We start from the raw sequence: 15,469 nt of genomic DNA, 5'->3' as shown, positions 1-15,469 counted from the left end.
AAATTAGACTTTAGGCTCATCATCTCCTGTAGAAACATAATCCTTTGCCACAGGCAACTCAAAAAGTTCCAACGAAAAATAAGGCAGGGCAGCGAGCAAGTGGTCAAAAATATCCGCCATCACATACTCGTAGTTCTCCCATCGCTTATCCGAACTAAAGGCATAAATTTCCAAAGGAATACCTTGTGCTGTGGGTTGCAATTGCCGCACCATTAAGGTCATTTTCTTATTTATTGCAGAATGGTTTTCCAAGTAATTGGTCACATATTTTCGGAACACGCCAAAGTTCGTCAGATTTCTTCCGTTCACCAACACTTCCTTGTTGATATTATTTTCTTCATTATAGGCCCTGATCTGTTCGTTCCTAGTACCTATGTAACCTTCTACCAGTTGGATCTTTTTAAGCTTTTCTATTTCCTCTTCAGATAAAAACCGAATACTCTTTTGCCGTATGATCAATGATCTCTTGATTCGCCTTCCCCCCGAAACCTGCATGCCCCTCCAATTTTTGAACGAATCAGAAATCAAGGCGTAGGTAGGGATCGTAGTGATGGTCATATCAAAATTTTGAACCTTTACCGTGGCCAAACTAATCTCCACCACATCACCATCGGCCCCATATTTTTCAAACGTAATCCAATCGCCAATACGCACCATATCGTTTATGGTAACCTGAATGCTGGCCACAAAACCTAGAATGGAATCTTTAAAAATGAGCAGTATTACTGCAGAAGCAGCACCCAATGCGGTAAAAAATTTCCAAACCGTGGTATCGGTAACGATAGCAAAAACAGTGAGTAGCCCCACCACCCAAGCAAAAATCATAAATACCTGAACATAGCTGTTTATGGGCTTGTCCTTAAACTTGGGGCGGGTTTTTAAATATGCGTTGACGCTTTTAAAAAATTTCCGCAGTATGATAAGAATCAAAAAGACGAAAAGTATTTTAATGGTCTTTAATGCAATTATCCCTGCATAATCAAAATCTGCAAAAGCCAACGGTACAAACTCCAACAAAATTGTTAACGGCACTACATGGGCAACATAGCGCGGCACCCTATGGGTCACCAAAAAATTATCGAAATCATTTATGGATTTCCGGGCCAATCTAACGGACAATGCACGCAATACTTTCCAAATCAGCACATCCAGCAATAACACCAATACAAGAACAACAAGCATCAATACAAATACGTTGATGTAAGCAGCCAAACCTTCGCTCATTCCTGTCTCCAATAAATAATTGTAAAGCAAACGACCCAGGTTCTTGTCCATAGTTTCCAATTGAAAGAAATACGGTACAAAATTACAGAATCTAATCTTGCTGCCAGTATAAGTGAATCATCATTTTTTCAGGAGTGCCAATGGATGTTTGGCTTTGTAATGATTTCATTAAAAATCAATGGTATTTGACGATTCACCAAGTACCATTGACCTTATTTTATTGAAAACCTCGGTGTTTTCATAGACACCATTGAAATGATAGTTTATTTGTTCATCAAAAAAATTATATTTGCACACCTAAAATTCCAAAGGCCCACGTGGTGGAATTGGTAGACACGCTACCTTGAGGGGGTAGTGTTCGCAAGGACGTGCTGGTTCGACTCCAGTCGTGGGCACAAAAGAAAACCGCAAGAGATTGCGGTTTTCTTGTTTTTTAAGGCTACGGATACACTTCAATTTTTCGTCATTCTTTTTACTTCTGCTTTTTTTATTTATTTTCCGAGTGATTCCTAATCAGTCATAGTTGAAAACTTATCCCTTATATAAACAATAGGCATGGATGCACAAGTATCAAGTGAAATTTCCATGTTTTATGGATGGTGGCAGCTTTCGGTATGCCTTTTTGCGTTTCTTTCCCTAATGGCCATTTGGTACCATATCGGGAAAAAGCAAAATGATTATGGCCCTGTATGGTTGGCACTTTCGGTGCTTTGTTGGACCTTTTCTGGGCTTGTGGAAATCGTGTACCTCAACAATAATGGCCTTTACCCCCATTTTAAAGACGGTCTTAGGAGCATTCTATCATTGACCAACAGTTTGTTTATTTTGATGGCCCTGCCTTGGTTCAAATATTTGCCCAAGCCATTGGCTCCTTTGATAAAATCAAAGTTTTGGCCCTACATCATCGGTATTCCTTTTGCATTTGCACTGTTTCCTACCCTGTTCAAAATGTTTCTGGTCCGTGAAGCATACGTCATCAATGAACTGGATGTTGTTTATGCGCTGTTAACCTTAATATTTTTAGGGTTCGTTCTATGGGAATCCTTTATAAAAAGGAGGCTCCCCCTCTTGGGTTGGTTAGCATTGATCACCATTTTGGTAACGCTCTTGGCCCAAATATATAAGCTAATGGACAATACCATCAATTTATTGCTGTTTTCAGCCATTTTCAAAACTTCGTTGATCATGCTGTTCTTTGCCCTGGCACTAAGCTGGGTAAAGGAACTTACCGAAACGGTGATACCGGAACCCCATCAGCTAAAGCTTTTATTTGGCAAAACCGGCAATCAAAAAAACGGTGGCGCAACCTCAGTGACTTTGATTGGATTTCCTGGCAATAAAGATAGAATCGTTCGGCTTACCCCTGCCCTCTATCGCTTGTTGAGAACATTTGCCGAACGCAAACTGAATTCAACCGATAATTGGTTGGAAATCAAACCTAAAAACTTTGAAGCTTCCAAAAGCTATGACATTAACGACCACAATGAGCTCAAAAGGTTATTGGAGGCCCTGTTGAATGGACTCTTCGGCAAAAAGAACTGGACAAGGGACAAACACTATAATCCCTTAAAAAGCACTTTGTTCGAAATGTCGGAAAACAGGGAAAGAAAAATTAGGCTACATATCCCAAAAGAAAACATACACATTGAAAATGAGTGATTTATCTTTGGTTTGTCAGTTCTTTGGTTACTGACATTTTGAGATTCATTCCGACAATGCCCAAAAAATTCAAACCTACAATCGAAATTCAGGCAAACTTTCGATCATGGGTAAATTTCTTTTGCACAGTACATTATGCATTCCAAGCACCTCAATTTTAGCATCCACATCCGAAAAAGGTCTGGACGAAAAAATAAATGAAGCCTTTATGCCCTTTGCCGTATGGTGGGAAAATCTGATTCTGGCAGAAGTCCCCATATTCGGGCATGGCATTCCAATAATCCTTATCATTCTGATATTGGGGGCTCTGTTCTTCACTGTCTACTTTGGATTTGTCAATATCCGTCATTTTCCAACAGCCATACAAGTGGTCCGTGGAAAATATGATGAACTTGAAAAGACAGCACCCAAACTAAAACCACAAGTTTATGAAGTCGAGGGAGATTTGGTGGACACCATTAAAGATGAAGGGCACTCGGGAGAGGTAAACCACTTTCAGGCCTTGGCCACCGCAGTATCAGGTACTGTAGGTCTGGGCAATATAGCCATGGTTGCCGTGGCCATTTCCTTTGGAGGCCCCGGGGCCACTTTTTGGATGATACTGGCCGGATTACTTGGTATGTCCACTAAGTTTGTGGAATGTACCCTTGGGGTAAAGTATAGGGATATAGACACCAATGGCAATGTATTTGGTGGTCCCATGTACTATTTGTCCAGAGGGTTAAAACAGAGAGGGTTTTCCTGCTTGGGCAAATTTTTGGCCGCCGTTTTTGCCATACTCTGTGTGGGGGCTTCCTTTGGTGGTGGAAATGCTTTCCAAAGCAACCAAGCCGCCGCCCAGATTATAGAACGTTTTGGCTTGTCCGGCGATGCTACGGGGAGCATCATTGGCCTTGTTTTTGCAATCTTGGCCGGAATTGTGATCATTGGTGGAATTAAACGTATCGCCAAGGTTACGGAAAAAGTGGTTCCCCTAATGGCTGTGCTTTACGTGGGTGCGGCACTCTTCATCATACTTTCCAAAATAGAATGGGTGGACGATGCATTTGCCTTGATCTTTAAAGAAGCCTTTACTCCAGAGGCAACCATTACCGGTGGATTTGTAGGGGTTATGATCCAAGGATTTAGAAGAGCTGCCTTTTCGAACGAAGCAGGTGCGGGATCGGCCGCCATAGCACACGCTGCTGTAAATACCTCGTTTCCGGCATCGGAAGGACTTGTAGGGTTGTTGGAACCTTTTATTGACACAGTTCTTGTGTGTACCATGACAGCCGTTGTCATCATACTCTTTAATATGGACGGTGTTTTTGTATATGGCAATGTAGTAGAGGGCCAAGCCTTAATGGCGGATGGAAGTCGGTTGGGCGGGGTCAACATTACATCATTGGCTTTTGAAAGTTCCATTAATGGCTCGTCCTATGTTCTAATGGCCGCAGTATGCTTGTTTGCCTTCAGTACCATATTATCTTGGTCCTATTATGGTTTGCAGGCATGGAAATACCTCTTTGGAAGAAGTAAGATTTCCGACCTGACCTATAAAATCATATTCCTTTTGTTTACGGTGTTGGGTGCTGCGATAACCCTAGATGCAGTGATAAAGTTTTCGGACGCCATGATATTGGCCCTGGTATTCCCAAATATGGCCGGTTTGCTCATCTTGTTCCCCTATGTAAAAAAAGAATTTAAGGGCTACATGCATTTGATTGCCAAAAAATAAGAAAAGACCTGTTCAGCATTTTAAATGATAATGGTAGGAAACGTCAGTTCGAGTTTTTTCCCAAGGGAAAAGCCCGTCCGCTTTTAGGAAGGTATCGAGAACAAGGACTTTGGCGTTGAAACCCCATAATCCTTCCATTAGGAAAGCGACTTTTTGAAGACTTAGTGCAAATTTTATGATAAATAACTAGGAGGACATCTTTTAAATCGTAAATTTGTTTAACGTTTAAATCGAAAAGATGAACAGTGTAAAAACTTCTTTTAGTATTCGGGATATGGAAAACCTTTCGGGAATAAAGGCCCATACCATTCGAATTTGGGAAAAAAGGTATAATTTGTTCCGTCCCGAAAGAACGAACACCAATATCCGTACATACAACATTACCAGTCTACAAAAGTTATTGAACGTTACCCTGCTTTATAACAATGGGTACAAAATTTCCAAAATCGCCAAATTGGGCGATGAAAAAATACCCGCATTGGTCAATGAGATCGTTTCACAAAAAAGTGAAAAGAACCATACACTCAATTCATTGAAACTATCGATGCTCAATTTTGACCAATCACTTTTCCTGAAGACCTACAACGGGCTCATGGAAGAAAAATCGTTTACACAAATCTTTAACGAGGTCTTTATTCCCCTGTTGAACGAACTTGGATTGTTATGGCAAACCAACACCATAAGCCCGGCCCATGAGCATTTTATATCCAACTTGATCAAACAAAAAATATACATCCATACCGAGAAACTTCAATTTGAAAATCCCATAAAAAAAGATGAAGTATACGTACTTTTTCTTCCTGAAAACGAGATACACGAATTGGGACTGTTGTATATCAATTACCAATTGGCCCTTCACGGCTACAAAACCATTTATTTAGGACAGACCATGCCCGTGGAAAGTCTTGAAGATTTACTAAAATATTACGATAACATCAGGTTTATTTCCTACTTTACCGTATCGCCCACCAAAGATGACATTGATGGCTATTTTAAACGATTCCGAAAGGTGTTAAATAAAACGCCCGGTTCCAAACTTTACGTTTTGGGCCATCAGATTCAAGAATTTGAAGATGAGCAACCTTCGGGCCCCATCAAAATATTTAAATCCATTAACCAACTGATAGAATCGCTTTAAGCCCAAATGGAAAAAGTAATTGTCATCGGTTCTGGTTTTTCTTCCCTATCCGCCTCATGTTATTTGGCAAAAGAAGGATTTGAGGTGGAACTATTCGAAAAAAATGATACCGTGGGCGGTAGGGCAAGACAATTGGTCAAAGATGGTTTTACTTTTGATATTGGTCCCAGTTGGTATTGGATGCCCGATATTTTTGATAAATTCTTTGCTGACTTCAACAAAAAGACCTCGGATTATTACCAGCTGGACAAGCTAAACCCGGCCTACAAAATTTTCTTCGAAGATGATGTTATCACCATAGGTGACTGCATGGATAAGATTTGCAGCGAGTTCGAACGCATTGAATCGGGAAGTAGCGAACATTTGAAACAATTTATAGCCGAAGCCCAAGAAAATTATGATATCGCCATCAACAAAGTGGTGTTAAGGCCTGGACTTTCTCCTTTGGAACTTGTAACCAAAGAAACCGTTTTAAAGGTTGACCAATTTTTTAAAACCATAAGCCAACAGGTACGTAAACGCTTCAAAAATCCAAAGTTGGTATCCACATTGCAATTTCCTGTGCTTTTTTTGGGGGCCAAACCCAGTAAAACTCCATCTTTCTATAATTTTATGAATTTTGCCGACTTTGGTCTTGGAACTTGGCATCCAAAAGGTGGTATGTACGAAATCATCAAGGCCATGCAAAGTGTGGCAGAAGAGTTGGGGGTAACCATACACACCAATAGCCCCGCAACACATATTCTAGTATCGGATGGAGAGGTTTTGGGCATCAGAAGCAAAGGGAAAAACCATCTTGGGGATTATGTAGTGAGCGGTGCCGACTATCACCATTCCGAAACTTTATTGGACAAAAAATACCGACAATATTCCGAAGAATACTGGAACAAAAAAACCTATGCCCCTTCCTCTCTGTTGTTCTATATAGGTTTTGACAAGAAGTTGAAAAATATTGAACATCACAATTTGTTTTTTGATACCGATTTTGAAAAACACGCCCAAGAAATCTATGATAATCCCCAATGGCCCAGCAATCCGTTGTTCTATGCCAACTTTCCATCGGTAACCGATGCCTCAATGGCGCCAAATGGTAAAGAAACAGGTTTTTTCTTGGTACCCATTGCCCCTGGGTTGGAAGATACACCACAAGTACGTGACCAATATTTTGATATTGTAATGGGGCGATTTGAAAATTTAACCAAGCAAACTGTAAAAAAATCAGTAATTTTTAAGGAAAGTTTTTGTGTGAACGATTTTGTGGAGCAGTACAACTCCTATAAAGGTAATGCCTATGGCTTGGCAAACACGTTGCGACAAACCGCTTTTTTACGACCTAACCTCAAAAGTAGCAAAGTAAAAAAATTGTTCTTTACCGGTCAGTTGACCGTTCCCGGCCCAGGGGTCCCACCATCCCTGATCTCCGGAAAACTGGTGGCTGATTTAATCATTAAAGAAGTAAAAAGATGAAAACTATTTTTGACGATGTATCCTACACCTGCAGCAAGGTCGTGACCCAGTCTTACAGCACCTCTTTTTCGTTGGCCACCAAAATGTTGGCACCGTCCATCCGTTCCGATATTTACAATATTTATGGGTTTGTTCGTTTTGCCGACGAAATTGTGGATACCTTTCACGATTACGACAAGGCGAAATTGTTTAATGCCTTTGAAAAGGACATGGAACAGGCCATTGACGACAAAATAAGTTTGAACCCTATTTTGAATTCCTTTCAGTATACCTATCACAAGTATGACATTCCACATCATTTAGTAGAGTCCTTTATGAAAAGTATGCGCATGGACCTTACCAAGAAAAACTATGAGACTTTTGATGAATACCGTGAGTATATTTATGGCTCTGCCGATGTTGTTGGATTGATGTGCCTTTGTGTTTTTGTGAAAGGAGATAAGGAGAAATATGAAAAACTGAAAGAATCGGCCATGGCCTTGGGCTCTGCTTTTCAGAAAGTGAATTTTTTGAGGGACCTAAAGGCTGATTATGAGAATTTGAACAGAGCTTACTTTCCCAACACTAACCTACTGGAGCTCGATGAACACTCCAAAAAATGTATCGTAAACGAAATTAAAGCCGATTTTGCGCTAGGGTATTCGGGTATTGTACTGTTGCCCGAACAAGCCAAGTTTGGGGTATATACCGCTTACAGATATTACAAAAAACTGCTTCAAAAACTACAGAGCACCCCACCCTTAGAGATTAAAAACACTAGGATTCGCGTACCCAACTATCAAAAATTTGGTCTGTTGGCACAATCGTATGTAAATTATAAATTACAATTGGTACAATGAAAGTAGCACTTTGGATATTGATATTTTTGGCAACCTTTTGCTTTATGGAGTTTATGGCGTGGTTTACCCATAAATACGTGATGCATGGTTTTCTATGGAGCCTGCATAAGGACCACCATAAAAAAGACCATGATTCCTGGTTTGAGCGGAATGATGCTTTCTTTATTTTTTACGCCCTTGTAAGTATGACGTTGTTTTACTTGGGCAGTTACACCTCGTTTTGGTATGGATGGCCGTTAGGATTTGGCATTTTGGCCTATGGCATTGCTTATTTTACGGTTCACGATATATTTATTCACCAACGCTTTAAAATATTTAGGAATGCCAATAATTGGTACGCGCGAGGAGTACGTAGGGCGCACAAAATCCATCATAAACATTTGGGCAAAGAAGATGGGGAATGCTTTGGAATGTTGGTCGTCCCTTTCAAATATTTTAAGAAGAAATAATAGCTATTCGGAAATCAGCTCGTCCAACAGGCTACGGGTCTTGTCGGAATTCCAATTGGCGGCTCCCGTTTTATCCACCACCACATTACCCTTTTTATCAATAATATAGGTTACGGGAATACTACCGCTTTCCAGCTCCTTTGGTGTGGCCGAAGCTTGAAAGTATACAGGTAATTCATATCCTTTTTTCTTTAGAAAAGCTTCTACTTTTTCTTTCTCATCATTGGCTACGAAGGCAAATGTGACTTTATTCTTATAATCCGAGTACAATTCCACAAACCCAGGAAGTTCTGCAACACAGGGCGGGCACCACGTTGCCCAAACGTTCACCAAAATAACTTCACCTTGTTTTGATTGGAGGTTGGTTGATTTACCCTCAAGATCAACAAGGTTCCAGTTATAGTTTTTCAACGTAGCTCGTTCATCCTTGTCAACGGTGCTTGGACTAATCACTGTGGCCACAATTTTATTGACCCATACCCGTGGATAGAAACCCAAAGGGGTAAAAAGTATGAGCAATATGGCCAAAATCCATATAGCGTTGCTGATTTGTTCCTTAGTGATTTTCATTCTGCTATTAACCGTTCCATTAATTTATAAACTTTATTGGTGCTCCAATCCGAAATTCCTTCTTCGTGGATAACAATATTTCCCGACCTATCTATCAAATAGGAAGATGGCACTTTAGTTGTTTCTATGGGCGTTTTTTCTCCTATGATCAAATAGGTTACCGGAAATGTAAATTCGTGCTCTTCCATAAAAACCTCAACAGGTGCTCTCTCCTCATTTGTGATGATGTAGAAATCAACTTCACCTTTATATTTGTCGTACAATTCCTGAATACTTGCAAGCTCTGCTTCCGAGGGCAATCGCCATGAAGCCCATAAATTGATGAAGATTACCTCTCCCTTTGATTTTTCAAAGTTGAAAAAGTTCCATTCTGCATCTTTTAGCTCCCAATCGTAATCGGTGATTTTTTGTTGCTCGGTCTTATCGATGACCTCAGGAGAAAATGCAAACAACCTGTTCAACCAAATTTTCCCATAGTAACCAATTGGGGTCACAAAAAACGATAGGATAAAAAGAATCAATACAACATTGAGAACGGTCTTTTTATTGATCTTCATTGAAAATTATTTATCAAAAATTGAATGTTTGTTATTTGTCATAATGTTTTCAATGTCACCCTGAACTTGTTTCAGGGTGACATAAAGATGCTCAAATTAGGCAGGATGAGATGCTGAAACAAGTTCAGCATGACATCAAAAAAACCTTCGTTATGGCATTAAGCGGACAATTTGTATCAAAAATTAAAAACTCCTGACATCTTTTACAACATCAGGAGTTTTTACAGATTATGTTAGATACAATTAAGCATTCTGTTTCTTGATCAAGTTCAAGGCCGAACCTTCGTTGAACCACTTGATCTGCGCATCGTTGTATGTATGGTTTGTTACGATGGTATCCTTACTTCCATCGGCATGCACTACTTCGATGGTCAAAGGTTTATCCGGGGCAAACTCAGCGGCATCAACAATATTGAACGTATCGTCTTCCTGAATCAAATCGTAATCGTCCTCATTGGCAAAGGTCAACGCCAACATCCCTTGTTTCTTAAGGTTGGTCTCGTGGATCCTTGCGAAGGATTTTACCAATACAACGGCAACACCCAAGTGTCTTGGTTGCATGGCCGCATGCTCCCTTGATGAACCTTCACCGTAGTTATGGTCTCCCACAACAACCGTCTTAATACCTTTTTTCTTGTATTCGCGCTGCGTATCCGGAACACCTCCGTACTCACCTGTGATTTGGTTTTTAACGAAGTTGGTTTTTTGGTTGAAGGCATTTACTGCTCCAATCAAAGTATTATTGGCAATATTGTCCAAATGCCCCCTGAAACGCAACCATGGTCCTGCCATGGAAATATGGTCAGTAGTACATTTTCCAAAGGCCTTGATCAACAATTTCATACCCTGAAGGTCACTTGCTTTGATTGGCACAAATGGCTCCAACAATTGTAAACGCTCAGAGTCCGTAGCTACCTTCACCTCTACTCCACTACCATCTTCAAGTGGGTCTTCGTAACCGTTCTCTTTAACTTCAAATCCTTTCGGTGGCAGTTCCCATCCTGTTGGCTCGTCCAACATAACTTCCTCGCCATCTTCGTTGATCAACTTATCTGTCAAGGGGTTAAAGTCCAAACGACCCGCAATTGCGATTGCAGCGGTCATTTCCGGCGAAGCCACGAATGCGTGTGTATTGGGGTTCCCATCGGCACGCTTTGCGAAGTTTCGGTTAAAGGAATGTACAATACTGTTCTTTGGAGCGTTCTTCGGATCTTTGTAACGTGCCCATTGACCTATACATGGTCCGCAGGCGTTCGTAAAAATCTTGGCATCCAGTTTTTCGAATATCTCTAGGATACCATCACGCTCCGTAGTATATCTTACTTGTTCCGAACCTGGGTTGATACCAAATTCAGCTTTTGTCTTCAATTTTTTGTCCAAGGCTTGTTGTGCGATGGACGATGCTCTCGACAAATCTTCATAGGACGAGTTGGTACAGGAACCTATCAATCCCCACTCCACAGCCAAAGGCCAATCGTTTTTCTCGGCTTTTTCCCTCATTGTCCCTACTTCCGTAGCCAAGTCAGGGGTAAAGGGACCGTTCAATAGAGGTTTCAATTCCGTCAAGTTGATTTCGATTACTTGATCAAAATATTGCTCAGGGTTGGCGTACACCTCTGGGTCGGCTGTCAAATGTTCTTTTACCTTGTTTGCCTCATCCGCAACATCTTCCCTATCGGTTGCCCTTAAATAGCGCTCCATGGATTCGTCGTAACCAAATGTGGAAGTGGTAGCTCCAATTTCCGCACCCATGTTACAGATGGTTCCTTTACCGGTACAGGACATGGAAGTTGCTCCTGGGCCAAAATATTCCACAATGGCACCTGTTCCTCCTTTTACGGTAAGGATTTCGGCCACTTTTAGAATAACATCTTTAGGGGCTGTCCAACCGGATAGCTTACCGGTCAATTTTACACCGATCAACTTGGGGAATTTGAGCTCCCAGGCCATTCCGGCCATTACATCCACGGCATCGGCCCCACCAACACCAATGGCCACCATTCCCAATCCACCGGCGTTTACGGTGTGGGAATCGGTTCCGATCATCATACCTCCAGGAAATGCATAATTTTCCAAGACTACTTGGTGAATAATACCTGCACCTGGTTTCCAAAATCCAATTCCATATTTGTTCGATACAGACCCCAAGAAGTCAAAAACCTCTTTACTGGTTTCGTTGGCATGCTTCAAATCTGATGCTGCACCATCCTTGGCTTGGATCAAGTGATCACAGTGAACCGTTGTAGGCACCGCTACTTTATCCTTGCCCGCCTGCATAAATTGAAGCAAGGCCATTTGTGCCGTTGCATCTTGACAAGCGATTCTATCGGGTGCAAAGTCAACGTAATCCTTGCCTCTTACAAATGCTTTTTCGGGTTTACCGTCCCAAAGGTGGGAGTATAAGATTTTTTCGGAAAGTGTAAGGGGCTTGCCCACCAATTCACGGGCTTTTTCTACACGTTCCCCTATGGAAGCGTAAACACCCTTAATCATGTCTATATCAAATGCCATTATACAATTGAGTTTTTAAGATTTTCGTAATTCGGTAAATTTACTAAAATGAGAAGTAATTTGGAATTAGAATCGTACTAAATAAGTGTTGACTTTCTTATTTTTTACAATAATTCCGTGATAATTTTTTCTTCATTGATGCCTTCAGCCTCAGCTTTGTAGTTTTTTAGTATCCTGTGGCGAAGGATTCCCAAGGAAACTGCTTTAACATCTTCGATGTCCGGAGAGAACTTACCATTGATGGCTGCATGGGCCTTGGCAGCCAAAACCAAGTTCTGTGATGCCCTTGGGCCTGCTCCCCAATCAATATAATTTTTTACATAATCGGACGCTCCATCTTGATCTGGCCTTGTTCTATTGACCAGCCTTACGGCATAGTCCACAACATTGTCCGGCACGGGAATACGTCTTACCAAATGCTGTACTTCGATTATCTCGTCGGCATTGAAAAGTGTGTTTATCTGAACCTCATCATCCGTAGTAGTGGATTTCACCACTTGGATTTCTTCTTCTATGGACGGATATTTTAGCTCTATGGCAAACATAAAACGATCCAATTGGGCTTCGGGCAATGGGTAGGTACCTTCTTGCTCTATCGGGTTTTGGGTAGCCAAAACAAAGTAGGGCAGGTTTAACTTATGCTGTTGCCCCGCTATGGTCACCGCTCTCTCCTGCATGGCTTCCAGTAAAGCTGCTTGGGTCTTTGGCGGTGTACGGTTGATCTCATCCGCAAGAATGATATTACCAAAAACAGGTCCCTTTATAAATTTGAAGTTTCGGTTTTGATCCAGTACCTCGCTGCCCAAAATATCGCTGGGCATCAAATCCGGGGTAAACTGGATCCTTTTGAAGTCAAGCCCCAGCGTTTGTGCAATGGTGTTGACCATTAAGGTTTTTGCCAGACCGGGAACACCTATCAACAAAGAATGGCCTCCTGTGTAAATGGATAGTAGTATTTGTTCGATCACTTCATCTTGGCCCACAATGACTTTGGCAATCTCTTTTTTTAAATCTTGGTGTTTTTTTACCAGATTTTCTACTGCAACTACATCCGACATACAATTATTCCTTTACCCAGTTGTTTGCAAAATCGCAGTCCCTACTTTCGGAGTCTACATGGATATAAGTATCCTCTATATGTTCGTCCATCCATTCTTTAATGGCCTTGAACTGCTTTTCCCTTAGTGCCAGTTCCTGGATTTTCATGTAGTCTTTTGCGAAATCTGCCTCGTGCTCATCATAACGGTTGGAGATCTTCATAATTTTGAACTTGGGAGCTCCTCCCCTTTGATCATCTTCACGAATGGGACGTGATATTTCCCCATCTTTTAAATCTCTAACTTGATTGTATAGTGTTGGATCCATTTTAGTCAGCTCAAAACGGGAATCAAAGTTTACCGGGTTACGGAGCAATCCACCGTCGAACTTGGTCTCTTTTTCGTCTGAAAAGTTCAGGGCTGCTTCGGCAAAAGTGTATTTGCCGTCCAAAATTTGTTGACGGATAGTGTCCAATTCATTTACGGCCTTATCAATAGCACTTTGGGGAATATCCGGAATCATGAGGATGTGACGCAAATCCAACTCTTGTCCCCGGATTTTTTCTATATAGATAATATGATAGCCGAAACTTGTTTCAAAGGGCTCTGATATCTCCCCTTCCTGAAGACTGAAGGCTACATCCTTAAATTCTTTGACAAACGGAGTTTCTTTCGTCATGCTATAGAAACCTCCTTTGGATTTAGAACCTGGATCCTGTGAATACAAAATTGCCTTTACGTTAAAGCTTGCATCATTTTCCAAAACATCTTGGCGGATTTCCTTTAACTGGTCAATGACCTTTTGTTTTTCCTCCTCAGGTGCTTCGGGCTGTTTTACAATCTGGGCAATTTCCAGTTCTGCTCCAAAAACAGGTCTTTCATCTTCTGGAATTTTATAGAAAAATTGGCGAACTTCTTCCGGGGTCACCTCAATCTCTTCAACAATTTTGCCTTGCATTTTTTCGGAGAGCATACGCAGTTTGTTGATTTCAAAAAGTTCTTCACGGAAACTTTCCATATCGGGCTTTTTGTAATAACTGAGCATTTTTTCAACACTACCGATTTGTTGGGTAAGCTGTTGTATCTGTCGATCACTTTGGGCATTTACCATATCATCGGACACCAACAAACTATCCTGTACGGCTTGGTGCGCATACAAACGGTCTTCCATAAGCTTGCCCAATAGCCCGCAACGGGTAACATCTTGGGTGGATGCCCCTTGGTTTTGAAGATCGATCAATGTTTTATCGATATCCGATTCCAAAATTACGTAATCCCCGACCACGGCGGCAATACCATCCAATTTTACTTTTTTGGTGTTACTTGTGGAATCTTTTACACCCAATGCTTCATCGGCTTCCTGCGCTTGGACCACTCCTAACAATGCAAAAAATGCAATAAAAAGTCCTTTAATTTTCTTTGTCATAAACCTCAAATTCATTCTTCTTAATAGCTTCATCTATAATTTCGGTTTCCAGTTTTTTTACGTAGTTCAACCGTCTCCTGTTCAATATCAATTGTTTGATGTCCGGCTCCACATAATTAAAAGGAGCTGTTTCGTTGACTTCCAACACATTGGTCACCAAGCCCAAATATACCTCTAACGAATCTTGTAACTCAAAAAATTGTGATTTTTTTAAGTGGGTTTCCTCATTTGCCTGTGTCAATGGCGGAATCTCCTCGATTACTCGCGATGCACTTATCCAAATAGAATCGTTAAAATGAATTTTCTTGAACTGTACCGCAATGGAATCCAAATACCTTTTATCCGAATCGTCCCAATTTTTTATTTTGGCCTCTACACCGTCCCTGTCCAAAAACTTTTCGGACATGCCCACAAACCTGAGCTGCACCAATTTTTCGTTCAGTTTAAAGTTCTCTTTCTCCCGCTCGTAAAACTCCTGTAGCTGTGCCTTGGTAACGGAGGTGTCCTGAGATTGGTTCACCAATGCCTCTATGTAAGCCCTTGTATAGAGGTCGGCTCGGTAATCGGCCACCAAACGGTCAAATTCGGCCAACTTTTCTTCGGGCAGATTTATTTTTGATTTGGACAACAATAATTGCTTCGATGCCCAATTGTTGATGTAATTGGTCACAAATATGGTGCTGTCCTCCGCTGTCATATCGTCCCTGATCAAGGAAGCAATGTCCTCTTTGTACAAAAAAGTATCGTCCACCCTTGCCAAAGGTTCCTTTTTTTCTTCCTTGTTGAACATGCCCTCGCAAGAAGAAACGAGGATTGCAATAAAAGTGCAAAGAAGGAAAGGCGTATTTTTTTGGTGCTTAAGCATTTCGCAAAAA

13 protein-coding genes and 1 tRNA gene are annotated in these 15,469 nt (G+C 41.2%); 7 read left to right on the top strand and 7 right to left on the bottom strand.

What is annotated here, in order from left to right; genetic code table 11:
- Nucleotides 1-3: 3 nt before the first annotated feature.
- Nucleotides 4-1,275: a mechanosensitive ion channel family protein gene (locus tag MURRU_RS11020; protein WP_014033550.1), complete on the bottom strand. Its 1,272-nt coding sequence runs from the start codon at nt 1,273-1,275 to the stop codon at nt 4-6.
- Between the two features lie 260 nt (nt 1,276-1,535).
- Between MURRU_RS11020 and MURRU_RS11015 the strand changes: the two genes are divergently transcribed.
- From MURRU_RS11015 to MURRU_RS10985, 7 genes are all read left to right on the top strand, one after another.
- Nucleotides 1,536-1,619 (top strand) — tRNA-Leu (locus MURRU_RS11015).
- 160 nt (nt 1,620-1,779) lie between these two features.
- Nucleotides 1,780-2,883 (top strand): hypothetical protein, encoded by a 1,104-nt coding sequence (locus MURRU_RS11010; protein WP_014033549.1) that lies wholly within the window; start codon nt 1,780-1,782, stop codon nt 2,881-2,883.
- A gap of 106 nt (nt 2,884-2,989) precedes the next feature.
- The gene (locus tag MURRU_RS11005; RefSeq protein ID WP_014033548.1) at nt 2,990-4,600 is read left to right on the top strand and encodes an alanine/glycine:cation symporter family protein; all 1,611 of its coding nucleotides are present in this window, start codon (nt 2,990-2,992) and stop codon (nt 4,598-4,600) included.
- Nucleotides 4,601-4,838: 238 nt separating this feature from the next.
- Nucleotides 4,839-5,738: a MerR family transcriptional regulator gene (locus MURRU_RS11000; RefSeq protein ID WP_014033546.1), complete on the top strand. Its 900-nt coding sequence runs from the start codon at nt 4,839-4,841 to the stop codon at nt 5,736-5,738.
- Between the two features lie 6 nt (nt 5,739-5,744).
- Nucleotides 5,745-7,205 carry a phytoene desaturase family protein gene (locus tag MURRU_RS10995; RefSeq protein ID WP_014033545.1) on the top strand — a complete coding sequence of 487 codons (1,461 nt, stop codon included), beginning with the start codon at nt 5,745-5,747 and terminating at the stop codon, nt 7,203-7,205.
- On the top strand, nt 7,202-8,044 hold the full coding sequence (locus tag MURRU_RS10990; RefSeq protein WP_014033544.1) for a phytoene/squalene synthase family protein: 843 nt from the start codon (nt 7,202-7,204) through the stop codon (nt 8,042-8,044). Before MURRU_RS10995 ends, MURRU_RS10990 begins: the two co-directional genes overlap by 4 nt.
- Nucleotides 8,041-8,493: a sterol desaturase family protein gene (locus tag MURRU_RS10985; protein ID WP_014033543.1), complete on the top strand. Its 453-nt coding sequence runs from the start codon at nt 8,041-8,043 to the stop codon at nt 8,491-8,493. Before MURRU_RS10990 ends, MURRU_RS10985 begins: the two co-directional genes overlap by 4 nt.
- 3 nt (nt 8,494-8,496) lie before the next feature.
- Here MURRU_RS10985 and MURRU_RS10980 read toward each other — a convergent pair whose 3' ends face one another.
- The 6 genes from MURRU_RS10980 to MURRU_RS10955 form a co-directional block, all read right to left on the bottom strand.
- Nucleotides 8,497-9,063, bottom strand: a complete 567-nt coding sequence (locus MURRU_RS10980) for a TlpA family protein disulfide reductase (protein WP_014033542.1) — start codon at nt 9,061-9,063, stop codon at nt 8,497-8,499.
- Nucleotides 9,060-9,620 (bottom strand): TlpA family protein disulfide reductase, encoded by a 561-nt coding sequence (locus MURRU_RS10975; RefSeq protein WP_014033541.1) that lies wholly within the window; start codon nt 9,618-9,620, stop codon nt 9,060-9,062. Before MURRU_RS10975 ends, MURRU_RS10980 begins: the two co-directional genes overlap by 4 nt.
- 243 nt (nt 9,621-9,863) lie before the next feature.
- Entirely contained in the window at nt 9,864-12,131 is a 2,268-nt protein-coding gene (locus MURRU_RS10970) for an aconitate hydratase (protein ID WP_014033540.1), read from the bottom strand.
- A 104-nt stretch (nt 12,132-12,235) separates the two neighbouring features.
- Nucleotides 12,236-13,189 carry an AAA family ATPase gene (locus MURRU_RS10965; protein ID WP_014033539.1) on the bottom strand — a complete coding sequence of 318 codons (954 nt, stop codon included), beginning with the start codon at nt 13,187-13,189 and terminating at the stop codon, nt 12,236-12,238.
- Nucleotides 13,190-13,193: 4 nt separating this feature from the next.
- Nucleotides 13,194-14,594 (bottom strand): peptidylprolyl isomerase, encoded by a 1,401-nt coding sequence (locus tag MURRU_RS10960; protein WP_245545034.1) that lies wholly within the window; start codon nt 14,592-14,594, stop codon nt 13,194-13,196.
- Nucleotides 14,578-15,459 carry a hypothetical protein gene (locus MURRU_RS10955; protein WP_041801470.1) on the bottom strand — a complete coding sequence of 294 codons (882 nt, stop codon included), beginning with the start codon at nt 15,457-15,459 and terminating at the stop codon, nt 14,578-14,580. The genes MURRU_RS10960 and MURRU_RS10955 overlap by 17 nt, the downstream gene beginning before the upstream one ends.
- Nucleotides 15,460-15,469: the final 10 nt, after the last annotated feature.

Source organism: Allomuricauda ruestringensis DSM 13258, from assembly GCF_000224085.1.
Classification (GTDB): Bacteria; Bacteroidota; Bacteroidia; order Flavobacteriales; family Flavobacteriaceae; genus Flagellimonas; species Flagellimonas ruestringensis.
This window is presented reverse-complemented; position numbering and strand designations above follow the sequence as displayed.